This window comes from Streptomyces sp. NPDC032721 (genome assembly GCF_055579625.1).
In genome coordinates this window covers 192,054-212,906 of record NZ_JBVIMX010000009.1, presented here as the reverse complement: position 1 = coordinate 212,906, position 20,853 = coordinate 192,054, and the positions used below count along the sequence as shown (strand labels likewise).

Annotated in this window: 21 protein-coding genes; 8 read left to right on the top strand and 13 right to left on the bottom strand. The window is 71.4% G+C overall.

Features of this window, described 5'->3' with window-relative positions; all coding sequences use genetic code 11:
* Positions 1-74: 74 nt before the first annotated feature.
* The gene (locus ACZ5PB_RS20490; RefSeq protein ID WP_468693008.1) at positions 75-725 is read right to left on the bottom strand and encodes a carbonic anhydrase; all 651 of its coding nucleotides are present in this window, start codon (positions 723-725) and stop codon (positions 75-77) included.
* Positions 726-1,062: 337 nt separating this feature from the next.
* Entirely contained in the window at positions 1,063-2,298 is a 1,236-nt protein-coding gene (locus tag ACZ5PB_RS20485; RefSeq protein ID WP_468693007.1) for a serine hydrolase domain-containing protein, read from the bottom strand.
* Positions 2,299-2,480: 182 nt separating this feature from the next.
* Between ACZ5PB_RS20485 and ACZ5PB_RS20480 the strand changes: the two genes are divergently transcribed.
* The 3 genes from ACZ5PB_RS20480 (at position 2,481) to ACZ5PB_RS20470 (ending at position 5,830) form a co-directional block, all read left to right on the top strand.
* Positions 2,481-4,148: a GMC oxidoreductase gene (locus ACZ5PB_RS20480; RefSeq protein ID WP_468693004.1), complete on the top strand. Its 1,668-nt coding sequence runs from the start codon at positions 2,481-2,483 to the stop codon at positions 4,146-4,148.
* Positions 4,149-4,284: 136 nt separating this feature from the next.
* Positions 4,285-5,118, top strand: a complete 834-nt coding sequence (gene nadE, locus ACZ5PB_RS20475; protein ID WP_468693002.1) for an ammonia-dependent NAD(+) synthetase — start codon at positions 4,285-4,287, stop codon at positions 5,116-5,118.
* Between the two features lie 235 nt (positions 5,119-5,353).
* Positions 5,354-5,830, top strand: coding sequence for a GNAT family N-acetyltransferase (locus ACZ5PB_RS20470; protein ID WP_468693000.1), 477 nt, complete (start codon positions 5,354-5,356; stop codon positions 5,828-5,830).
* A 5-nt stretch (positions 5,831-5,835) separates the two neighbouring features.
* Here ACZ5PB_RS20470 and ACZ5PB_RS20465 read toward each other — a convergent pair whose 3' ends face one another.
* Positions 5,836-7,134 carry an MFS transporter gene (locus tag ACZ5PB_RS20465; protein WP_468692998.1) on the bottom strand — a complete coding sequence of 433 codons (1,299 nt, stop codon included), beginning with the start codon at positions 7,132-7,134 and terminating at the stop codon, positions 5,836-5,838.
* A gap of 43 nt (positions 7,135-7,177) precedes the next feature.
* Positions 7,178-7,690, bottom strand: a complete 513-nt coding sequence (locus tag ACZ5PB_RS20460) for a winged helix-turn-helix transcriptional regulator (RefSeq protein WP_468692996.1) — start codon at positions 7,688-7,690, stop codon at positions 7,178-7,180.
* A 102-nt stretch (positions 7,691-7,792) separates the two neighbouring features.
* Here ACZ5PB_RS20460 and ACZ5PB_RS20455 point away from each other — a divergent pair, with 102 nt between their 5' ends.
* On the top strand, positions 7,793-8,608 hold the full coding sequence (locus tag ACZ5PB_RS20455; RefSeq protein ID WP_468692994.1) for a class I SAM-dependent methyltransferase: 816 nt from the start codon (positions 7,793-7,795) through the stop codon (positions 8,606-8,608).
* A gap of 133 nt (positions 8,609-8,741) precedes the next feature.
* Complete coding sequence (locus ACZ5PB_RS20450; RefSeq protein WP_468693262.1) at positions 8,742-9,254, top strand: DinB family protein; 513 nt, start codon at positions 8,742-8,744, stop codon at positions 9,252-9,254.
* Positions 9,255-9,411: 157 nt separating this feature from the next.
* Here the strand turns inward: ACZ5PB_RS20450 and ACZ5PB_RS20445 are convergent, their stop codons facing one another.
* Both ACZ5PB_RS20445 and ACZ5PB_RS20440 read right to left on the bottom strand, forming a co-directional pair.
* Entirely contained in the window at positions 9,412-10,644 is a 1,233-nt protein-coding gene (locus ACZ5PB_RS20445) for a glycosyltransferase (protein WP_468692993.1), read from the bottom strand.
* 85 nt (positions 10,645-10,729) lie between these two features.
* The gene (locus tag ACZ5PB_RS20440; protein WP_468692991.1) at positions 10,730-11,650 is read right to left on the bottom strand and encodes an RNA polymerase sigma-70 factor; all 921 of its coding nucleotides are present in this window, start codon (positions 11,648-11,650) and stop codon (positions 10,730-10,732) included.
* Between the two features lie 179 nt (positions 11,651-11,829).
* On the opposite strand from ACZ5PB_RS20440, the gene ACZ5PB_RS20435 reads away from it, so the two are divergent.
* Positions 11,830-12,315: a carboxymuconolactone decarboxylase family protein gene (locus tag ACZ5PB_RS20435; protein ID WP_468692989.1), complete on the top strand. Its 486-nt coding sequence runs from the start codon at positions 11,830-11,832 to the stop codon at positions 12,313-12,315.
* A 137-nt stretch (positions 12,316-12,452) separates the two neighbouring features.
* On the opposite strand, the gene ACZ5PB_RS20430 is transcribed toward ACZ5PB_RS20435, so the two are convergent.
* Positions 12,453-13,928: an MFS transporter gene (locus ACZ5PB_RS20430; RefSeq protein WP_468692987.1), complete on the bottom strand. Its 1,476-nt coding sequence runs from the start codon at positions 13,926-13,928 to the stop codon at positions 12,453-12,455.
* A 185-nt stretch (positions 13,929-14,113) separates the two neighbouring features.
* On the opposite strand from ACZ5PB_RS20430, the gene ACZ5PB_RS20425 reads away from it, so the two are divergent.
* Positions 14,114-14,767 (top strand): TetR-like C-terminal domain-containing protein, encoded by a 654-nt coding sequence (locus ACZ5PB_RS20425; RefSeq protein WP_468692985.1) that lies wholly within the window; start codon positions 14,114-14,116, stop codon positions 14,765-14,767.
* Positions 14,768-14,806: 39 nt separating this feature from the next.
* Here ACZ5PB_RS20425 and ACZ5PB_RS20420 read toward each other — a convergent pair whose 3' ends face one another.
* The 4 genes from ACZ5PB_RS20420 to ACZ5PB_RS20405 all read right to left on the bottom strand — a co-directional run bounded on the left by ACZ5PB_RS20420 (position 14,807) and on the right by ACZ5PB_RS20405 (position 17,590).
* A complete protein-coding gene (locus ACZ5PB_RS20420) occupies positions 14,807-15,439 on the bottom strand; it encodes a DUF2461 family protein (RefSeq protein ID WP_468692984.1) in 633 nt (210 codons plus the stop codon).
* Between the two features lie 64 nt (positions 15,440-15,503).
* Positions 15,504-16,424: an endonuclease/exonuclease/phosphatase family protein gene (locus ACZ5PB_RS20415; RefSeq protein ID WP_468692982.1), complete on the bottom strand. Its 921-nt coding sequence runs from the start codon at positions 16,422-16,424 to the stop codon at positions 15,504-15,506.
* Positions 16,421-16,984, bottom strand: a complete 564-nt coding sequence (locus ACZ5PB_RS20410; RefSeq protein ID WP_468692980.1) for a YceI family protein — start codon at positions 16,982-16,984, stop codon at positions 16,421-16,423. Before ACZ5PB_RS20410 ends, ACZ5PB_RS20415 begins: the two co-directional genes overlap by 4 nt.
* A 132-nt stretch (positions 16,985-17,116) precedes the next feature.
* A complete protein-coding gene (locus ACZ5PB_RS20405) occupies positions 17,117-17,590 on the bottom strand; it encodes a carboxymuconolactone decarboxylase family protein (RefSeq protein ID WP_468692979.1) in 474 nt (157 codons plus the stop codon).
* A gap of 199 nt (positions 17,591-17,789) precedes the next feature.
* Between ACZ5PB_RS20405 and sigJ the strand changes: the two genes are divergently transcribed.
* A complete protein-coding gene (gene sigJ, locus ACZ5PB_RS20400; RefSeq protein WP_468692977.1) occupies positions 17,790-18,737 on the top strand; it encodes an RNA polymerase sigma factor SigJ in 948 nt (315 codons plus the stop codon).
* 16 nt (positions 18,738-18,753) lie between these two features.
* On the opposite strand, the gene ACZ5PB_RS20395 is transcribed toward sigJ, so the two are convergent.
* Positions 18,754-19,530: a response regulator gene (locus ACZ5PB_RS20395; protein ID WP_468692976.1), complete on the bottom strand. Its 777-nt coding sequence runs from the start codon at positions 19,528-19,530 to the stop codon at positions 18,754-18,756.
* Entirely contained in the window at positions 19,527-20,750 is a 1,224-nt protein-coding gene (locus ACZ5PB_RS20390) for a sensor histidine kinase (protein WP_468692974.1), read from the bottom strand. Before ACZ5PB_RS20390 ends, ACZ5PB_RS20395 begins: the two co-directional genes overlap by 4 nt.
* Between the last annotated feature and the right edge of the window lie 103 nt (positions 20,751-20,853).

The window sequence follows — 20,853 nt, the reverse complement described above, 5'->3', positions numbered from 1 at the left end:
GCCGGCGTCGGCGGGGGTGCCGACGCCGGCGCCGGCGGGGAGAGCGGGCCGTTCGGTGGGGGGCGGCGGCTCTCTCACAGGGGGTCGAACACCGGGCGGGAGCGGTCCTCCGTGGGCCGGTGCGCGGTGACGGTCCCGGTGTGCACCTCGTAGTACCAGGCGTGCAGGGTGAGCGTGCCGTCGGCCAGCCGTTCCTGTACGCAGGGGTACGCGCGCAGCCGCTCCAGCTGTGCGAGTACGTGTGTCTGTACGGCCTCCGCCACGTCCGAGGCGGCGGAGTCGACGGAGCGGACGGCGGCGTCGGGAGCCACCGAGTGCTCCAGCCAGTCGCGCACCGCCGGTACGGCGGACAGGTCCTCGCCGCGTACGAGGGCGCCGACCGCGCCGCAGTGCGAGTGGCCGCAGACGACGATGTCGCGTACGCCGAGCACGCGGACCGCGTACTCGATGGTGGCCGCCTCGCTCTGGGGATGGGCGGATATGCGGCGCTGCCCGGCGTCGGCCGCCGGGTAGGGCGGGACGACGTTGCCCGCGGTACGGAGCTCGAAGAGCTCGCCCGGGCGGGCTCCGGTGATGAGGGCGGGTACGACGCGCGAGTCGGAACACGTCACGAACAGCGCTTCGGGTGACTGCCCCGTCCGCAGGGCCTGGAAGGCCGCGGTGTGCCGGGGGTCCGCCACGTGTGTCGCGGCGAAGGAACGGGCGTTGTCGATCAGGGACTTCAAGGTGGCCTGCCTCCTGCGTCCCTGCCGTGGGGGCGGACGCGGTGTGGTCGGGTCGATGGCTTGCGAGAAACAGTCTGACGGACTGCCGTGACTCTTACTTTGCCATCTCATTAACCTCTGATGACAGAGCCAATTCCTGCCAAAGAATGGGTAATTCACGCCCTTGAGCTGGGAGTTGATCCAAGCATCAACTGTTGGTCAAGGCTTCACTTGGGGATTTGGTGCACACGTGAACACATTTCGGCCATGCAAGCGCTTTACCTTCCGAATCTTTATCGGATTCGGGAACGGGTGAGCCCGGCCCCCGCGAAATACGCGGGGGCCGGGCCCCCCGGAGCTACTGCGTCCGGATGAGGGCCGGGAGGGAGTCGGCACCCTGGCCCTTCGGGGATGCCGGGCCATCGGGCAGCGGCTTGCCGCAGAATTCGGCTTCGATCACGTTGACGTAGAGCCTCCCGTTCGCCAGCCAGTCGCCGTTGACGTTGAAGGTCAGCTGGTGCTTGGCGTCCGGCGTGCCGACCATCGCGGACAGCGAGCCGTTGGTGCGGCCGCTCTTGCCCACCACCTTCACCCCGCAGGACAGTTCGGCGAACTCGACGCCGAGGCCGTAGCCCCTGCCGTTGCCCGTGGGGACCTCGGTGAGCATGGCCTTCATCTGGGCGCGCGGCAGCAACTTGCCCTGCATCAGGGCGCGTTGGAAGCGATTCAGGTCGCCGGTGGTGGATATGGCCTCGCCGGCCGCACCCAGCCAGGACATGTTCTGCTCGGTGGCGTCGACGATCTCGGCGCCCGGGTCGTTCCGGTGGAACTTGGAGTACGCGATCGGATACGGGCCCGGAACGTGCGGCGAGGTGCCGGGGAACGAGGTGTCGCGCAGCTTCAGCGGGCCGAGGATCCGGCGGGCGACCTCGCGCGCGTACGTACGGCCCGTCACCTTCTCGATGACCATCCCGGCGATCACGAAGTTGGTGTTGGAGTAGTACGCGTCGGGGCGCGGCGGGGCGTGCTTCAGGCCGATGGCGACCAGCTCGCGGGGGGTGTGGGTGTCGTAGCGGTGGTCGGGGAAGCCGGGTCCCGCGGCGTCGTGAATGAAGGCCGGGTCGTCGGTGTAGTTGGCGATTCCGCTGGTGTGGTTGAGGAGTTGGCGCAGGGTGACCTTGCGGCCGTCGTAGCCGTTGCCCTTCAGCAGGCCCGGCAGCCACTTCTCGACGGTGTCGTCCAGGCGGAGTCTACCCTCCGCCTCCAGCTGGAGGACGACCGTCGCGATGAACGTCTTGGTGATGCTGGCGACCCGGAAGTGGTCGCCGGCCGTGCGTTCGCGGCCGGTGGCGGTGTCGGCGAAGCCCTCCTCGCCGAACCAGCGTCCCCGGGCGTCCCGGGTCTCGGCCCCGACGCCGGGCAGCGTGCCCTCCTCGACGAGCGCGCGGAGCGCGACCCGGGTCGCCGGGTGGGGGTCGGCGGCCGGCTCCAGCGCCTGCGCGGCCGGGGCGAGCGTGGTCGCCGTCAGGGTGGCCGCGAGCGCCAGGGTGAGTAACGCGGTGCCTCGAACGGCCCGCCGCTTTTGTACGCGCATGAGTACTGCCTCCAGATCACGAGGGGTCCGGTGTTGCCCGAAAGTGCCCTTGAGCTGGAAGTGAAGCCGAACTCGGGCCAGCCGGTTGACGGTTGGCGAAGTTACTGACCGGTATGAGTCGACTCTTCAAGACCGTAGCAGTAGAACTCCCTCCTCTTCCCCATGAGAGTGAGGAACCTCGCATGAGCGGATCGATCACGCACACCGCACAGATCACCCCCACCCCTCCCGTTTCGCGCCGTCGCTTCATCGCCGGGGCCGGCTCGCTCCTCGGAGCCGTCGCCCTGGCCGGACCCCTCTCGACGGCCGCCGCCCGCGCGGCGGTCGCCGCCCCCGGGGTGCTGGTCGCCGGGGAACGGATCCCCGTCCTCGTCATCGGCACCGGGTACGGCGGTTCCGTCGCCGCCCTGCGGATGGCCCGCGCCGGGATCACCGTGCACATGGTGGAGATGGGCACCGCCTGGGACGGCCCCGGCCCGGACGGCAAGATCTTCGCCAACACCACCGCACCCGACTACCGCTCCTTCTGGCTGCGCACCAGAACCAAGCAGCCCCTGTCCAACTTCCTCGGCTTCCCGCTCGACAAGAACGTGCCCAGGCACACCGGGATCCTGGACGCCGAGGAGTTCAGCGGCATCACCGTCTACCAGGGGCGCGGCGTGGGCGGCGGCTCACTGGTCAACGGCGGCATGGCCGTGACCCCGATGCGCGAGAGATTCGGCGCCGTGCTCCCGTCGGTGGACGCCGCCGAGATGTACGCCACGTACTACCCGCGTGCCAACGCCGGGCTCGGCGTCACCGATGTCGACCCCGCCTGGTGGGAGTCGACGGACTGCTACCAGTACGCGCGCGTGGGCCGCAAGCACGCCCAGCGCTCCGGCTTCCCCTTCGTCTTCGTACCGAACGTGTACGACTGGGACTACATGAAGCGGGAAGCGGCCGGCCAGGTGCCCAAGTCGGCGCTGGCGGCCGAGGTGCTGTACGGGAACAACTACGGCAAGAAGTCCCTCCAGAAGACCTACCTCGCCGAAGCGCGGGCGACCGGGAAGGTCGTCATCTCACCGCTGCACAGGGTCACTTCGGTACGTCCGGCCGCCGACGGAGGCACCGGTTACGACATCGTCGTCGAGCAGCTCGACACCGCCGGCACGGTCCTGGCCACCAAGACGGTGACGGCCCAGCGGGTGTTCTTCGCGGCGGGCAGCGTCGGCACCAGCAAGCTGCTGACCCGGCTCAGGGCCACCGGCGCGCTGCCCAAGCTGAACGACGAGATCGGCAAGGGCTGGGGCGACAACGGCAACATCATGTGCGGGCGCGCCAACCACATGTGGGACGCCACCGGCAAGCTCCAGGCGTCCATGCCCACCGCCGCCATCGACAACTGGGACGCGGGCGGCGCGTTCGCCGAGGTCGCCCCGCTGCCCACCGGCATCGAGACGTACGCCTCCCTCTACCTGAGCATCACCAAGAACCCGCACCGCGCCGAGTTCAGCTGGAACGCGGCGGCGAACCGGGTCGACCTCAGCTGGCAGACCGCCTGGAAGCAGCCGGGCATCGACGCCGCCCGCACCATCTTCGACAAGATCAACAAGAAGGAGGGCACGATCTACCGCACCGACCTCTTCGGTACGTACAAGATCTGGGGCGACCACCTCACGTACCACCCGCTGGGCGGCGCCGTCCTCAACAAGGCGACCGACAACTACGGGCGCCTGCACGGCCATCCGGGCCTGTACGTGATGGACGGCGCGCTCATCCCCGGCAACGCGGGGGTCAACCCCTTCGTCACCATCACGGCACTGGCCGAGCGCAACATCGAGCGCATCCTCGCCGAGGACCTGCGTCCGTAGCGGCGACGCCCCTGTCCCCCGCCCCTGACCCTCCGCACCGGGTCGGGCGCCACCCGGTCACCTGCCCTGAGCTGGGCTCTTCACCGCTTGCCTCTAGAGTGGCGGCACAGTCAAGAGACCCGATCGAGGAGCAACCGTGACCGACGACCTGGCGCCCCTTTCCGTCCAGCAGGAGATCGCCCGGGATCTCCAGGTGAGCGAGTCCTTCGACGCACAGCACGAGATCGAGCGCCGGGTGGCCTTCCTCGCCGAGCGGCTGACCTCCACGAACCGGCGTTCGCTGGTGCTGGGCATCAGCGGCGGCGTGGACTCCACGACCGCGGGCCGGCTGTGCCAGCTGGCCGTCGAGCGGGTACGGGCCGACGGCGGGGACGTGACGTTCTACGCGATGCGGCTGCCGTACGGCGCCCAGGCGGACGAGAAGGACGCGCAGCTCGCGCTGGAGTTCATCGCCCCCGACCAGGTCATGACCGTCGACGTGAAGCCCGCGAGCGACGCCATGCTGGAGGCCGTGGTGGCCGGCGGCACGGTCTTCCGCGACGCGCACCACCAGGACTTCACGCACGGCAACATCAAGGCCCGGCAGCGCATGATCGCCCAGTACGCGGTGGGCGGCGCGACCGACGGCCTGGTCGTCGGCACCGACCACGCCGCCGAGGCGGTCTCCGGGTTCTTCACCAAGTTCGGCGACGGCGCGGCCGACGTGGTGCCGCTCACCGGCCTGACCAAGCGGCGCGTCCGCGCGGTGGCGGAGGCCCTGGGCGCCCCGGCCGGACTGGTCGGCAAGGCCCCGACCGCCGACCTGGAGTCGCTGGACCCGGGCAAGCTGGACGAGGACGCGCTCGGTGTCACGTACGACGACATCGACGACTTCCTGGAGGGCAAGCCGGTCTCCGGGGCCGCCTTCGAGACCATCGTCCGCCGCTACCACCTCACCGAGCACAAGCGTCAGCTGCCGACCGCACCGTAACGAAGCACCTTCGGATGGCCCCCCGGGGCAAAAGAGGTCCGCGCACCGGTTACTCTGAACCGGTCGAACACGGATCGAGGCCGGACGCGGAAACGCGACCGTCCCGCCGCCCTGGGAAGAGTGCCTCTCCAGTTCGACCAGAGCCCGGCATCAGCCCACCACCACCCTGATGCCGGGCTCGCCCCTTTCCTCTCCCCCATCAAACGGCCGTGTACGGCCGTGGCAGACTCGTCGGATGATCGTCAGACTTGCCCAGGAGCAGGACTTCGCCGGTTTCCTCGATCTGGCGGCCCAGGTCGAGCACTGGTTCGGCGCGATGGTCGAGGAGCCCGGCTTCCATGACGCCGTACGCGAGCACATACGGCGATCGACGGCTCTCGTCGCCGTCGACCCGGAACCCGCCGCCCGATCCGGTCTTCTCGGCGGCCTGTTGTTCGGTGCGGAGGGTCCCGTCCACCACGTCCACTGGCTCGTCGTCTCGGCGGAAGCGCGCGGGACGGGTGCCGGGCGGGCGCTGATGGACGAGGCGACGCGCAGGTTCGTGCGGGGGCCGGGGAGCATGGAGGTGGTCACCTTCGGGGCCGACCACCCGGGCGCCGTCGAGAGCGGTGCGCGCGTCTTCTACGAGCGGCTCGGTTTCACCGCTGCCGAGGCCACCGGCCCCGGCCCGGAGGGCGGTTCACGGCAGGTCTACCGCCGCGCCATCCCCTGACCCGCTCACGCCCGCTTCAGTCCCCGGATCGCCGGTACGGAGAGCAGTGCGGCCGCCACCATCACCGCGAACACCCCGCCCGCCAGCAGCACCGTACGCCCGCCGAAGAGCGCGGCCGCCGGTCCGGCGAGTGCCTGGCCCACCGGGAGCATCGCCACCGATCCCGCGACCTCGTACGCGTGCAGCCTGCTGAGGACCGGGGCGGGCACCCGGGTCAGGATGCTGGTCGCCCACATGACCCCCCAGAACCCCACGCCCGCCCCGGTCAGCGCCGAGGCCAACAGCAGTGCGGGCACCGGGAGTTGGAGTCCGACCGCCACCGGGAAGAACGGCACCCCGAGGAGGGCGAGAGCACCCGCGCGCAGCGGCTGGGCCGGGCGCACCCGCATCGCGGGCACGGCGCCCAGCGCGGTGCCGAGGCCGAGGGCGGAGCTGATCAGGCCGTAGGTCTGGGCGCCGTGTCCGCCGATCAGCTCCACCGAGGTGAGCGGGATGAGCGGCCCCCAGGCGGTGACCATGAAGAACATCCAGATCACGATCGTGCCCCAGAGCCAGTTGCGCGAACTGAACTCCCGCCACCCCTCGGCGAGATCGGACCAGTAGGAGGTCGCACGGACCGCCCCCTTCTCCCGCTTCTCCCCGTTGCTCGCGGGCAGTCGCAGCAGCGCCAGGCACACCGTGCTGATCGCGTACGTGGCCGCGTGTGCGGCGAACACCGCCGCCGGGTCGGCGAACCCGACGAGCAGGCCCGCGACGGCCGGTCCGGCGAGCATCGCGAGGGCTTCGCCGATCCGTATGGTGCCGTTGGCGGCCTGGAGGTCGTCGGCGACCCGGGGGATCGTACTGGCCACGCCGGGCTGGAAGAGTCCGGTGGCTATGCCGTTGACCGCTCCGATCAGGCATATCTGCCACAGCACGACGTGCCCGGTCAGGAAGAGCAGCGCGGCCACCGACTGCGTGACGATCCGCACCGCGTCCGAACCCACCATCAGGCGGAGGGTGTTGAAGCGGTCCGAGAAGACCCCGCCGAAGATGATGAACAGCGCCATCGTCCCGATGTTCGACGCCATCGCGAGCCCGACCTCGCTCGCCCCCATCCCGTACTGCAACAGCCCCGCCGAGAGCGCTACGGGCAGCATGGTCTCGCCCAGTTTGGAGACGACCCGGGCGGAGAGGAAGAGGACGAAGGCACGGGACCGCAACGAACGGGGCGGAGCCAGCGCCGGCGACAGCTCCGCCCCTTGAACCGCTTCCGTCACAGAGGCTGACTGCTGGGCCGCGGCTTGCTCTTCGATGGAGGTCACAGCCCGCCATCCTCTCCCCCACGCATCACCACCCGCCACTCCATTAACGGGGCGGATCACCCCGCCCCGCGATCAGCGGCCCCAGCAGCCGCGTACCGGGCCCCACCCGGCCGCCGGGGCCGGGCAGTTGGGTGGTGTCGGCGACCGTGAGCGGCTCACGGCAGGTGGCGCAGGTCACGACCGGGGTGGTCAGGTGGCCGCAGGCGTCGTGCTGGATCCGGGCGGGCGGCCCCTCGGGCTCCGCGTACCACTTGTCGCCCCAGGCCATCAGGGCCAGCAGGACGGGATAGAGCTCCCGCCCCTTCTGGGTCGGTACGTACTCCTCGCGCGGCGGGCTGGACATGTACTGCTCGCGGGTCAGTACCCCTTCCTCGACCAGCCGGGCCAGCCGTGCCGCGAGGACCTTGCGGGAGAGGCCCAGGTCCTCGGCGAGTTCGTCGAAGCGGCGGATGCCGACGAGGACGTCACGCATGATCAGCGCCGTCCATGCGTCGCCGAACAGGTCGGTGGCGCGGGCGATCGAGCAGGCGACGTCGGAGAGGGAGGTACGGGTCACGGTGCGCATCGTAGCGGGGACGGGTTCCCTCAGGGAACTGGTGTTGCTAGGTTTACTCGGGGAACTCGACCTGCCCTCCCCCGTACGTGGATGGAGCCCGCCATGACCGCAGACGCCCGGCACCGGCACCGCCCCCCGCGCCGACCCCGGCACCGACCCCTCCTCGCACTCGACTCGGACTCGCCCGTGGCCGTCGACGGGCGGAACATCCGCGCCGTGACCTTCCAGTCCGTACGCCTCGAATACCTGCAGTCCGTGCTCCGGGAGACGGGCCTGGCGGCGGAGGGGAGCCGGGCGCTCGTGGTGGGGAGCGGGCGGGGTCTGCTCGCGCGGGGGCTTTCCGGGCTCGGGTTCGGCGTGGTCGCCGCTGATCCGTCGGCCGCCGCGACCGGGCTCGCCCGGGGCGCGGCGGGCGACGACGAGACGGGCATCAGTTACCTCACCGCGCCCGCCGAGCAACTCGGCCTGCCCGACGCCTCGTTCGACCTCGTCTACTGCGCCGACACCCTGGAGATCACCGAGCGGCCGGACGCCGTCCTCGCCGAGGCGGCCCGCGTGCTGCGGCCCGGCGGGGTCTTCGTCTACGACACCGTGAACCGCACTCCGGTCTCCCGCCTGATCTACCTCGGCGCGTTCCAGGCCTTCCCCGGCACCCGGATCATGCCGCCCGGCCGGTACGCCGCACACCGGCTGCGCCGCCCCTCCGAGCTCGCCGAGGCCCTCGGCCGGGCGGGGCTGTCCGCGCGGGGCACCGCGTCGTTCAAGCCGAGCGGTGTACGCGCCCTGGTGCGTGCGGCGCGCGGGCGCAGGCGCGGCACCCTCACCGACGCGCAACTGCCGGAACTGGTCGACATGGTGCTCGAACCGGAGGGCAGTCCTCTGGTGACCTATCTCGGATACGCGCTCCGCCCCGCCTGACCACAGAAAACCTGACCACGGAAAAACGGAGTGGCAGCCGCGCGCCGCACCGGCGACCATGACGCCCATGGATTCCACCGAGCCCCAGAGCGGCCAGCCCGAGCGCTGGACCAAGTCGACCGTCTACGCGGACATGTGGATGGACCCGGACGACGACCCCCGCGAGAGCGACGGCAACAGTCCGGACGGCGAGCTCCCGACGCTGCTGGACTTCCTTTCCGGCTACCGCATGACCCTGCGGATGAAGTGCGACGGCCTGAACCCGGAGCAGTTGGCCCGCCGCTCGGTGCCGCCGTCGACGATGTCGCTGCTCGGCCTGATCCGGCACCTCGCCGAGGTGGAGCTGGACTGGCGCAACTGGATCACGGACGGCGAACCGCTGCCCAAGCTGTACGGCAAGAAGGACGCGGACTTCCACGGAGCCGTCGCCGACCAGGCCGTGGTGGACGCCGCGTTCGCCGATCTCGAACGCGAGCAGGCCGCGACCGACGCCGAGCTCGCCAAACACTCCGACCTGGGCGAACGCGTGGGCAAGGAAGGGATCGCGGTGCGCGAGCTGATGGTGCACCGGATCGACGAGTACGCCCGGCACTGCGGGCACGCGGACCTGTTGCGGGAGTGCGTGGACGGACGGGTGGGTCAGTAGCCGGTGAGCGGCGAGGGGCGAGGGGCGAGCGGCCACTGACGGGGCGCCGCGCCCCTCACCCCGTACGCGCCGCAGTTACTTGAGCACCTCGTACACCGCCAGTGCGCGGCCTAGCGGGCCTTTCCCACGAGGGGAGTTGAGGGGGAGTTGAGGGGAGTTACAGCTCGGTCACCAGCTTCGCCGCCACCGCCGCCCCGTCCGTACGGATCGTGTCCGCCACCGCCTTCGCCCGTACGAAAGTCTCGGGGGCCAGTGCGACGTCGAGCGCGGCGGACAGGGAGTCGAAGGTCGGGTCCGGGCCCTCGTGGGCCGCGCCGATGCCCAGCTCGGCCACCCGGCGCGCCCAGTACGGCTGGTCCACGATCTGCGGGACCACCACCTGGGGCGCACCGGCCCGGGCCGCCGTCGTCGTCGTGCCCGCGCCGCCGTGGTGCACGGCGGCGGCCACCCTGGCGAACAGTGCCTGCTGGTTGACCTCGCCGACCACGAAGCAGTCGCCCCGTCCGGCGTCGAGGTCCTCGCTCAGGGCCAGCTCGGCCCAGCCGCTGCCCAGGACCACCCGGCGGCCCTTCGACCGGACCGCCGCGACGGCCGCCCCGGCGACCGCCGCCGCGTCGCGCATCGGCATGCTGCCGAAGCCCACGTACACCGGCGGCTCCCCCGCCGCCAGGAACGCCTCCAGGTCGGCGGGGAGCGGGCGCGTGTCGGGGCGGATCCACGCACCGGTCTGCACCACGTAGAGGTCCGGCGCCGGGGTCCACGGCGCCAGTTCCCGGTCCGCCGCCAGCCACGGGTTAGCCGTGAAGACGTGGTCGATGACGTCGTCGACGGGCGGCAGGCCCACCGATGCGCGCTGGGTGTTGATCGCCCGGCCGAACAGCGAGTTCATGTGCTCGGCGTGCCGCGCCCAGCGCGCCGGGTTGTCGTCCGCGCCCTCGGGGGCCGGCAGCCCCGGCCACTCCAGCGGCGGGTGGTGCGGGGAGGGCAGGTAGGTCGGGAAGTACGACACCGATACGTAGGGGATGCCGAGCTTCTCCGCCGCCGCACGGGCACCGGCCCCGGCCGGGATCAGCCCGGTCGCCAGCACCGCGTCCAGTCCGTCGGCGGCCACGGCGGTGACCGCCTCGTACGTCGAGGCGGCGAGGGCCCGTGCGCGCTCGGGCAGACTGTCGGCGGGCTGCGGCTCGTCCCCGGTCACCTCGCCCTTGACCATCTTCCGTACCGACCAGCCGATCGGCGTCAGCGGTACGCCGGCCTCGGCCAGCAGTCCGGTGAAGTCCGGCGGCGCGCACACCTGCACGTCCACGCCGAGTGCGCGCAGTTCCTCCGTCAGTCCGAGCATCGGCTCGATGTCCCCACGCGACCCGTACGTCACCAGTGCCACACGCATTCAGAGACTCCCCGTTTCCGTCATCCTGCTGAGGTGGCTGAGTCTGCGGTATGACCGGGGTCTTGTGGCAAGTCCCCCGGTGGGTTCAGCGCCGGAGTGCCGTCTCCCGCTCGACCCGCGACAGCTTCTCGGGGTTGCGCACCGCGTAGAGGCCGGTGATGCGGCCCTCGTCGACGTGTACGCCGATGACCGAGTCGATGCCGCCGTCCACCCGGAGGATCAGCGCCGGGCGCCCGTTGACCTGCGCCGGGCTCAGTGTCGCGGCACCGGAGATCCTGCTCAGTACGTGGGCCACCGCCTCGGCCCCGGTGACGGGTGCGAGTGCCGCCCGTACGACTCCCCCGCCGTCGGTCAGCAGGACGACGTCCGGCGCGAGGACGTCGAGCAGCCGCCGCAGATCGCCCGTCTCGACCGCGCCCCGGAATGCGGCGACGGCCTCCCTGGTCTCGTCCGCCGACACCGCCCCGCGCGGCCGGCGCGCGGCGACATGGGCCCGCGCCCGGTGCGCGACCTGCCGTACGGCGGCCGGGTTCTTGCCGACCGCCTCGGCGATCTCGTCGTACTCCACGCCGAACACCTCACGCAGCACGAACACCGCCCGCTCGGTCGGCGCCAGGGTCTCCAGGACCAGCATCACGGCCATCGACACGCTGTCCGCCAGCTCGACGTCGTCGGCCACGTCGGGGGCGGTCAGCAGCGGCTCGGGCAGCCAGGGCCCGACGTACGACTCCTTGCGCCGCCGGAGCGTGCGCAGCCGGCCGAGTGCCTGCCGTGTGGTGATCCGTACGAGATACGCACGCGGCTCGCGCACGGCGGCCAGGTCGACGCCCACCCAGCGCAGCCAGGCCTCCTGCAGTACGTCCTCCGCGTCGGCGGCCGAGCCGAGCATCTCGTACGCGACGGTGAACAACAGGTTCCGGTGCGCGACGAACTGCTCGGTGGCGGCGTCCATCCGGCTGCCCGGAACAACCGCCCCGACCTGCTCCGTACCGTTGCTTCCGCTCATCACTGGCTCCCGCCCGTCCGGTCGTCCGTATCCCTGCCTCGTGCACACAGGACACCGGCCCCCGCCGCCCTGTGACAGCCGATCCCCGTGCCGTACGTCACACCCGCCGCCCTGTCACAGGAACCGGGCCGCCGGCATCTCGTGTTCGTCAAGCAACACCAACCGGTGAGGACGTAGTCATGGAACCCCGTTTCAACCTGATGACCAATGAGCTCGGTGCCCGGATCAGCAAGCGGTTCGCCGGCGTGAGCACGCTGATCCAGCAGTCGTCGCTGCCCAGGCCCACGCAGGAGCTGATGATGATGCGCGCCAGCCAGATCAACGGCTGCGGATTCTGCCTCGACTTCCACAGCAAGGACGCCGCAGCGGCGGGCGAGAGCGCGGTGCGGCTCCATCTTGTCGCCGCCTGGCGGGAGTCCACGGTGTTCACCGAGGCCGAGCGTGCCGCGCTGGCGCTCACCGAGGAGGGCAGCAGGATCGCCGATGCCATGGAGGGCGTGTCCGACGGGACCTGGGAGCAGGTGCGCAAGCACTACGACGACGACCAGGTCGCGGCGCTGGTCTACCTGGTCGCCATGATCAACGCGGCCAACCGGCTGGGTGTGATCGTGCGCAACAAGGGCGGTTCGTACGAGCCGGGGATGTTCGCCGGATTGGCGAACTGACCGCCCGTCCGTCTCTCTGCCCGCCCGCCCGTCCGGGTGCTCGGGCATGCCACGGGCCCCGACCCCTGGAGGGGGGTCGGGGCCCGTTGTGGCCCGGCGGGGACTGCTCGGCGGCTCGGAGCTGCTTGGCTACCCGGTCACTTGGTCTCCTTCCCTGCCCCGGTTCCCGTCCGCGTCCGCAGGAAGACCGCCGCGAGTACGACCCCCAGCAGGACCAGCCCCGCGTTGACCGCGATGGCGGTGGTGACTCCCTGGAGCATGGCGGATGCGGTGGCCGCTCCGGCGGTGGTGGCCGTGACGACGGCGGCCATGACCGGGGTGCCCATGGTGATGCCGACCTGCTGGGACATCGAGGCCAGACCGGTGGCCAGGCCCTGTTCGGCGTTGGGCAGTCCGCTGGTGGCGGTGACCATGAAGCCGACGATGACGAGCATGTTGCCGATGCCGCCGAAGAAGGTGGCGGGCAGCAGCAGCGCCATGGACGCGGTGGTCGTCGTACCGAGGAAGAGCAGTGCTGCGGTGAAGACGGTCTGGATGATGCCGCCCGCGACGAGAGCGGTCAGCGTCGAGGTCCTGGCGATGATCCTCGGTGCGAGGAGTCCGCCGACGACCGTGCCGATGCCCAGGACGCCGAAGGAGATGCCGGCGGTGAGCGGGGAGAAGCCGAGGGTCTTCTGGAGGTAGAGGGTCAGGAGGTAGACCAGGGACGTCTCGGTGACGAAGGCGAGCAGGCCGAGGACATTGCCCCAGGCGACGTTGCGGCGGCCGAGGGTCTTCAGCGGTACGAGGGGCTCGGCGACCTTGCGCTCGATGGCGAAGAACGCGGCGAGCAGGAGGACTCCGGCGCCGAGCCCGCCGAGTGCGTGCGGGTGGGTCCAGCCGTACTCGCCCGCCTGGGTCAGTCCGTAGACGAGGCCGAGCAGTCCGAGGGTGACGGTGAGCGCGCCGGGCAGGTCCAGCTTCGGGCGGACGGCGGGCTTGGACTCCTTGATGACGGCCGGGGCGATCAGTACGACGGCGAGTGCGACGGGCACGTTGATGAAGAACGCCCAGCGCCAGGAGAGGAGTTCGGTCAGTACGCCGCCGAGGATGGCGCCGGTGGTGAACCCGGCGGACATCAGCGCGCCGTTGATGCCGAGCGCCTTCTGCCGCAGCGGGCCCTCGGGGAAGGCGGTCGTGAGAAGGGAGAGACCGGCCGGGGTGGCGGCGGCCGTGGCCAGGCCCTGGGCGACGCGGGCGACGAGGAGTACCTCCGGGGTGGTGGCCAGACCGCCCGCCAGCGAGGCGACCCCCAGCAGGACCAGACTCCCGATGAAGATCTTCTTGCGGCCGACCAGATCGCCGATCCGGCCGAAGAAGAGGGTGAATCCGGCGGCGGAGAGCGCGAACGCGGTGGCGATCCACTGGAGGTTGGCGAGCGAGAAGCCGAGGCCGTCACCGATCGCGGGGAGCGCCACGTTCAGGATCGAGAAGTCGACGGCCAGCATGAACTGGGCGACCAGCAGCACGGCCAGGATCAGCTTCAACCGGCCGGTGAGCTGCGGGGATTGGGCGGCAGGAGCGGTGGTGGTGGGCCGAGTGGCCGACCGTGCCTCCGTCGTCGTTGCGGACATGGCGGACTCCAGGATTCGGGGTTTCGGGTGAGCGGAAGGGGAGCCGGAGCCACTCCCTAATGGGCCTGTGGTTCCGTTACGTCGATGAAGTTAGCACGCTCGCCGCCGTAAAGGAACCATGGTTCCGATAAGCTGGTGCGGTATCGCCCCGCCGCCACTCATGGCCACTCAAGAGGGAGCCCGCCGTGCCCGACGCCTCCACCACGTCCGCCACTCCTGCCGCTTCTTCCACCCCCTGTACTCCCGGCACCCTGCGCCCCGGCGGGCGCACCGCCCGGGTCCGCGAAGCCGTCCTCCAGGTCGCGGGCGACACCCTCGCCGCTGACGGCTTCACCACCCTCGACCTGGGCGAGGTGGCCCGCCGCGCGGGCGTGGGCAAGACGACGGTCTACCGCCGCTGGGGAAACCCGGGCGCGCTCGCCGCGGACCTGCTGTCCGACATGGCCGAGCAGTCCCTGGCCCGTACCGACCACGGATCCCTCCGCGAGGACCTCCGGGCCAACGCACGCCTGGTCGTCGGGACCCTCACCGACCCCCGCCAGGGCCGCCTCTTCAAGGCCCTGATCGCCGCCTCCCTCTGCAACGACCAGGCCGCCGAGGCCCTGCACCACTTCTACGCGGTGCGCATCGAGGAATGGACGGGCTGCGTACGGGACGCGGCCGCCAGGGGCGAGGTCCCGGCGGGTACCGACGCCGCCGCCGTGATCGCCGCGGTCTCCGCCCCCCTCTACTACGCGCTCCTCAACACCGGCCGCCCGCTCACCGAGGCGGACGCGGACCGCGCCGCCGATGCGGCGTACACGGCGGCGCGGGAGGGGGTGTGGACGGAAGGAGTGTGAACGGAGGGGGTGTGAACGCCCGCTGGGTGGGCCCGGTCCTCAGGCGGTGCGCCGCACGTGCCGGACCAGCCACGTCAACAAGGCGTCCAGATCGGCGGCGGCCGACAGGACCCGGTCGACCGCCTCGGGGGTGTGCAGCCACTCCTCGCAGCCGAGGGTGCGGGCGGCAACCAGCGAGCGGTGCCGCAGCAGGTCCGTGCGGGGGTGGCCGGCCGGACAGCCGCGCGGCGGGCGTTTCATCACGTCCCCGGAAACGTCGTAGCCCTTCTTCCGTACGTCCTCGACGAGGGCGGCCAGTTCGCGCCCGCTCCCCTCGGCGGCCACGGCCCTGCGGAACGCTTCCACCTGGCCGGGATCGGGGTACCACCAGGCGCCCTGGAGCCACAGGCCGTCCAGGGAGAACCGGAGATTGATCTCGACCTTGCGGCCGAGCCGGATCTGCGCGCTCTGGTTCTGCCACCACCAGGAGTCGGTGCGGTAGTGCCAGACGGAGAAGTCCTCGTAGCGGGGGTCGCTGTCCGCGACGTCATTGAGGAGGTCGATCATCGGCTGCCGGACCAGTCGTTCGCGGTCCGCGCGGTGGCGTTCGCGGACCGCCTGGGAGGGTTCGCCCTGGAGTTGCCACAGGACGTCCATCGCCTGCTCGGGCCAACCAGTGAACTGTCCGCGCATGCGCCGAGGGTAGCCCACCGGTGTTCCGCGGCCGGCGGACGACAGGAGGACGGCAAGGGAGCCGTCAGCCGGGCGGGAGCAGGCCCACCTCCAGGTCGGCCACCACGCCGTAGTGGTCGCTCGCCCATACCCCGTCCACCGGCTCGTCGAAGGCGAGACGGGCGGCGCGTACTCGGGCGAAGGAGCGCGGGTGGGCGTGCGGGGAGCCGACCAGGACGTAGTCGAAGCGGCGGCGCAGGCCGGGCTGGCGGCACAGGCGGTCGATGTCCTCGGCGGCGTTGGGGTTGTCGGCGGTCCAGGTGTGGCCGGGGCCCTGGCCCGCGACCTCCCAGGCGTCGTGGAAGTGGGTGCTGCGGCCGGAGAGGGACTGACGGCCGGTCAGATAGCGGAGGCCTGCCGAGTCCGGCTCCGCGTTGAGGTCACCGGCGATGACGGTGGGGAGGGTCGTACGGTGCCGGGCGGCGAGGTCGCTCAGGGCCAGTGCCTGGCGCTCGCGCTGTGCCTCCATGTCGGGGCGGAAGGAGGAGGTGGGGGCGATGAAAAGGAGGTCGTCGCCCAGCTCGCCCGACTCGCCCGACTCGCCCGACTCGCCCGGCTCCGGCTCCGGCTCCGGCTCCGGCTCCGGCTCCGGCTCCGGCAGCGTGACGTGTGCGGCCAGGGTGAGCCACGGGACGTCAGGGGCGTCCGCCCCGCGCTGGTCGAGGACCTCGGCGATGCGGTGCGGCCACCGCGTCGCCACCGCCGTACCGCCGAACCGGTCCGCATGGGGCGGCTGGGGCGCATGGGTCTGCGCCTGGTGGGTGGCGTGGGCCAGACCGGTGCCGTCGAGCAGGGCGGGCAACTGGTCCGGCAGTACTTCCTGGAGGGCGAGGAGGTCCGGGGCGAGCCGCCGCAGTCCGGCGTTGATCACCTTCGTACGGGCAGCGGCATCGCCCCGGGTGTTCCATACGTTCAGCGTGACGACGCGCAGCCGCAGCCCCGTCATGACTGCCGCACGAGGGTGGCGTCGATCTCCAGGCGCACCTTCGAGCTGACGAGGAAGGTGGTCGTGGTGTTCCAGTTGGCTTCCCAGTCGTTGCGGTTGATCATGGCACCGCCCTTGAGACGTACGCCGGGGTTTCCGTGCGGACCGGTCTCGCTGCCGGTCAACTCCACGTCCAGGGTGACCTGTCGGGTGGTTCCGCGCACGGTCAGGTCGCCGGTGACCTTGAAGTGGTTTCCCTCGGTGTGCTTCACCCTGGTCGAGGCGAAGGTGAGTTCCGGATGGTTCTCCTCGTCCAGGAACTTGGCGTGCAGCAGCCCGTCGCGCTGCGGGTTTCCGGTGTCGAGGCTCCGTACCCGGGCGGAGAGCCAGGCGCTGGACCTCTCCGGCCGGGCGCCGTCCAGATGCGCACCGCCGTCGAACTCCCCGAACCTCCCCGGCACCCGGCCGGCCATCGTGTGCTTCGCCACGAAGCCGATGCGGGAGCCGGAGGTCTCCAGGACGTAGTCGCCGGTCAGGGAGTGGAAATCGGTGGGGGCGGGGGTGGGTGCCGGGGTGGGCATGGGGTTGTTGCTCCTGACTGCTGGTGGAGTGGTGGTGCGGTCGTGGGGCGGGGGGCCGGTGGAGCGGGGGGAGGCTGTTCCCCCCGCTCCACCGGAGAACCGGAGTACCGGAGAACCGGCTCAGCGGTCCGGTCAGCCGAACTGGCCGGGCTGGTAGCTCCCCGCGGGCTGCTGGGTGACGACGTTCAGCCGGTTGAGCGCGTTCATCACGGCTATCAGGCCGAGCAGGGAGGTGAGCTGGTCCTCGTCGTAGTGCTTGGCGGCGTTCGCCCACACCTCGTCGGGCACCCCGCCCGAGGCGTCCGCGATACGGGTGCCCTCCTCGGCCAGTTCGAGGGCGGCGCGCTCGGCGTCGGTGAACACGGTGGCCTCGCGCCACGCGGCCACCAGGTGGAGACGTACCGACGTCTCCCCGGCGTGCGTCGCGTCCTTGGTGTGCATGTCGATGCAGTAACCGCAGCCGTTGATCTGGCTGATGCGCAGTGCCATCAGCTGCTGCGTCGCGTCCGGGACCGACGACTCCATGAGGACCCGGCCCGCCGAGACGAGGTGCTTGAGGTACTTGGCGCCGACCGGGTTGGCATGGAAGTTGAGACGGGTGTCCATGGTGGTGAGCTCCCTTGCGCTGCTGGGCAGTGGTGTGCGGGACGGTGTGCGAAACCCTGTGCGTCCCACAACGGACCGACGAGGCAGCGCGCCGGAATGTGAGGTGCCGGGCCGACCCCGCCCCGGACCTCACATCCGGGGGTGCTGTTTCGTCGTACGGGTGAGACGTCCGTCGCGGCCGAAGGAGCCGAGCCACCCCATGAGCACCCCGTACAACCCGCCCGCCGACCAGGCGGAGAGCCCGGTCGACCCGGCACTCGGCGCGATCATCAGCGAGCGCCGCCAGCTGATCAATCTCGCGTACCGGCTGCTGGGTTCACTGGCCGATGCCGAGGACGTCGTACAGGAGGCGTACACCCGCTGGTACGCCATGTCGCGCGAGCGGCAGGACGCCATCGACAACCCCGGCGCCTGGCTGACGAAGGTCGCGGGCCGCATCTGCCTCGACCTGCTCGGCTCGGCACGGGCGCGGCGCGAGAGCTATGTGGGCGAGTGGCTGCCGGAGCCGCTGCCGGACCGTACGGAGTGGGCGGGCGGGCGGCCGGACAAGGGGACGGCGGATCCGGCGGACCGGGTCACGCTCGACGAGTCGGTCAACATGGCGTTCCTGGTCGTACTGGAGGAGATGACTCCGGCGGAGCGCGTCGCGTTCATCCTGCACGACGTCTTCCGGTACTCCTTCGCCGAAGTGGCGGAGATCGTCGGCCGGACCCCGGCGGCCTGCCGCCAGCTGGCGACCTCGGCCCGTCGCCGTATCCGCGACTCGCATCCGGCACCGGCGGCACCGGTGGCCCAGCACGCCCGGATCGTACGGTCGTTCAAGCAGGCGTGGGAGGCCAATGACATCGAGGCGCTGGTCGGCCTCCTCGACCCCAACGCCACGGGCTTCGCCGACGGCGGCGGACTGGTCGGCGCGGCGCTGCACCCGATCAAGGGCGCCGAGGAGATGGCCCGCTACCTGCTGTCCGCGACCGACGTCCCCGGTCTCACCCTCCTGGAACGCACGGTCAACGGTCGGCCGGGACTGGTCACCCAGCTCGACGGGGCCACGGTCGGAGTGCTCGCCTTCGACATCGCGGACGGCCGCATCACCAGGGCGTGGGCGGTACGCAACCCGGAGAAGCTCCGGACCTGGCCGGGGCGCTGAGGGCGGCGGGCCCCCGCTAACCGGCGGCGGGCCCCTCCCCCTGGGAACCGGCGGAGACCAGGCCCGATTCGTAGGCCGCGATGACGGCCTGGGCACGGTCGCGTACGCCCAGCTTGTCGAAGATGCTGGTGATGTAGTTCTTGACCGTGGAAATGCTGAGGTCCATGGTGCGGGAGATCTCGGTGTTGTCGAGGCCGGTGGCCATCAGGCGCCACACCTCGACCTCGCGGGGCGTGAGTTCGCCGATGCCGGTGGCGGGGGCGGGGACCGGATGCGCGGCCTCGGGCGGCGGCGTCCGTACGTAGGCGGAGATCAGCCTCGTAAGCAGCCTCGGCGCGACGACCGCCTCGCCCGCGTGGACGGTGCGGATGGCCGCGCCGAGGTCCTCCGGGGAGCTGTCCTTGGGCAGGAACCCGTAGGCCCCGGCGCGCAGGGCCCCCACCACGTACTCGTCCATGTCGAAGGTACTGAGGGCCAGCACCCGGCAACCGGGCAGCCCTGCGGCCAGCTCCCGGGTCGCGGCGACCCCGTCCATGACCGGCATCCGGATGTCCATCACCACGACGTCGGGCCGCAGTTGCCCGGCCAGGACGACGGCCCGCGCCCCGTCCTCGGCCTCGCCCACGACCTCGAAACCCGGATCGGGCGAGAGGATCAACGAGAGCCCACGCCGGACGAGCGGCTGGTCGTCGACGATGAGGACCCGGATGGGTAGGTGCGCGGACCGGCCCGTCGCTCCATCCGCAGCCCCGTCCGTCGGCCCGTTCGTCGCCCCGCCCGTACTTCCTGTCATCGGACTCCCTCTCCGTACTGGACGGCCGCCTCGGCCGTCTCCTCCTCGGCCAGCGGCAGTTCGGCCAGCACGGCGAATCCGCCGGTGGGGCGTGGTCCTGCCGTGAGGGTGCCGCCGTGCAGGGCGACCCTTTCCCGCATGCCGATCAGGCCGTACCCGCCCGGACCCCCGGACGGTGCGTCGTCCGGTGGGGGTGCGCCGCCGCCGTCGTCGCGCACCTCCACGTCGATCCGTTCCTGACCGTACGTCAGCTGTACGGAGGCCCGGGCGGCGGGGCCCGCGTACTTGCGGGAGTTGGTCAGCGCCTCCTGGACGATCCGGAACACCGTGAGGCCCACGGTCGGCGGCAGCGGGCGCCGCGTCCCGTGGACCTGGAACTCGGTCGGCAGTCCGGCGGCCCGGGACTCGTCCACCAGCCGGTCGAGGTCGGCGGCGCCGGGCTGGGGCTGCGCGGGCGAATCCTCGGGCTCGTCGCCCGCCCGCAGTACGTCGAGGAGCTGGCGCATCTCGCCGAGCGCGAGACGTCCGGAGGACTCCAGGGTGACGAGGGCGTCGCGGGCCACCTCGGGGCGGGCGAGGTTGGCGCGGGCGCCACCGGCCATCAGCTGCATGGTGGTGATGTGGTGGGCGACGATGTCGTGCAACTCCCGTGCGATGCGGCGGCGTTCGTCGGCCACGGCACGGTCGGCGAGCAGCCTCCGGTTGGCCGCCACCTCCTGTTGCCACCGGTTGATCGCCAGGGCCACGCCGACGACGAGCAGCGTGGTGAGCGGTGCGAACGCGACGTCCTGCCAGCGCGGGGACCGCCCGACGTGCTGGCTCAGCACGGTCAGCGCCACCGTGGCGAAGGCCGCGACCGCCGTCACCCGCCCGGAACACGCCCTGGCCACCGAGTACACGGCCACCAGCAGCACGGCGCCGAAGTGGCTGGGCAGCGGCACGGCGAGCGTGGCCGTCGCGTCGAGCACCAGCACGGCGGCCAGCACGGCCACCGGATACCGCCGCCTGGCCAGCAGGGGCAGGGCCGTCACGGCGACGAGCAGGAACCCGGCGACGGTGACGGCGTACCGCCCGTGGGGATCGTCGAAGAACACGTAACTGAGCAGGTTCATCACACAGGCGCCGCCGGTGACGAGTGCGTCGTTACGGGTCCAGGGCGTACCGGAGTGGCTGGTGTGGCTGGTGTGGTCGACGGGATCCGTGGGTCTGCTACTGGGCATGTCTGTGTTCTCCCTGCGTGCGGCCTGCCGGCCCCTGGGGAGAGGGTTGCACAGGACCGAGGGGACCCCGGCCCCGTGGGCGGGTGCGCGCACCCCCGACCAG

What these genes read in the sequence shown, in the direction of transcription:
- ACZ5PB_RS20390 (WP_468692974.1), bottom strand. Translation starts at nt 20,750, where the DNA reads ATGCCCAGTAGCAGACCCACGGATCCCGTCGACCACACCAGCCACACC.
- sigJ (WP_468692977.1), top strand. Translation starts at nt 17,790, where the DNA reads ATGAGCACCCCGTACAACCCGCCCGCCGACCAGGCGGAGAGCCCGGTC.
- ACZ5PB_RS20440 (WP_468692991.1), bottom strand. Translation starts at nt 11,650, where the DNA reads ATGAGCGGAAGCAACGGTACGGAGCAGGTCGGGGCGGTTGTTCCGGGC.
- ACZ5PB_RS20445 (WP_468692993.1), bottom strand. Translation starts at nt 10,644, where the DNA reads ATGCGTGTGGCACTGGTGACGTACGGGTCGCGTGGGGACATCGAGCCG.
- ACZ5PB_RS20450 (WP_468693262.1), top strand. Translation starts at nt 8,742, where the DNA reads ATGTGGATGGACCCGGACGACGACCCCCGCGAGAGCGACGGCAACAGT.
- ACZ5PB_RS20430 (WP_468692987.1), bottom strand. Translation starts at nt 13,928, where the DNA reads ATGTCCGCAACGACGACGGAGGCACGGTCGGCCACTCGGCCCACCACC.
- ACZ5PB_RS20480 (WP_468693004.1), top strand. Translation starts at nt 2,481, where the DNA reads ATGAGCGGATCGATCACGCACACCGCACAGATCACCCCCACCCCTCCC.
- ACZ5PB_RS20405 (WP_468692979.1), bottom strand. Translation starts at nt 17,590, where the DNA reads ATGGACACCCGTCTCAACTTCCATGCCAACCCGGTCGGCGCCAAGTAC.
- ACZ5PB_RS20455 (WP_468692994.1), top strand. Translation starts at nt 7,793, where the DNA reads ATGACCGCAGACGCCCGGCACCGGCACCGCCCCCCGCGCCGACCCCGG.
- ACZ5PB_RS20435 (WP_468692989.1), top strand. Translation starts at nt 11,830, where the DNA reads ATGGAACCCCGTTTCAACCTGATGACCAATGAGCTCGGTGCCCGGATC.
- ACZ5PB_RS20485 (WP_468693007.1), bottom strand. Translation starts at nt 2,298, where the DNA reads ATGCGCGTACAAAAGCGGCGGGCCGTTCGAGGCACCGCGTTACTCACC.
- ACZ5PB_RS20395 (WP_468692976.1), bottom strand. Translation starts at nt 19,530, where the DNA reads ATGACAGGAAGTACGGGCGGGGCGACGAACGGGCCGACGGACGGGGCT.
- ACZ5PB_RS20410 (WP_468692980.1), bottom strand. Translation starts at nt 16,984, where the DNA reads ATGCCCACCCCGGCACCCACCCCCGCCCCCACCGATTTCCACTCCCTG.
- ACZ5PB_RS20470 (WP_468693000.1), top strand. Translation starts at nt 5,354, where the DNA reads ATGATCGTCAGACTTGCCCAGGAGCAGGACTTCGCCGGTTTCCTCGAT.
- ACZ5PB_RS20415 (WP_468692982.1), bottom strand. Translation starts at nt 16,424, where the DNA reads ATGACGGGGCTGCGGCTGCGCGTCGTCACGCTGAACGTATGGAACACC.
- ACZ5PB_RS20420 (WP_468692984.1), bottom strand. Translation starts at nt 15,439, where the DNA reads ATGCGCGGACAGTTCACTGGTTGGCCCGAGCAGGCGATGGACGTCCTG.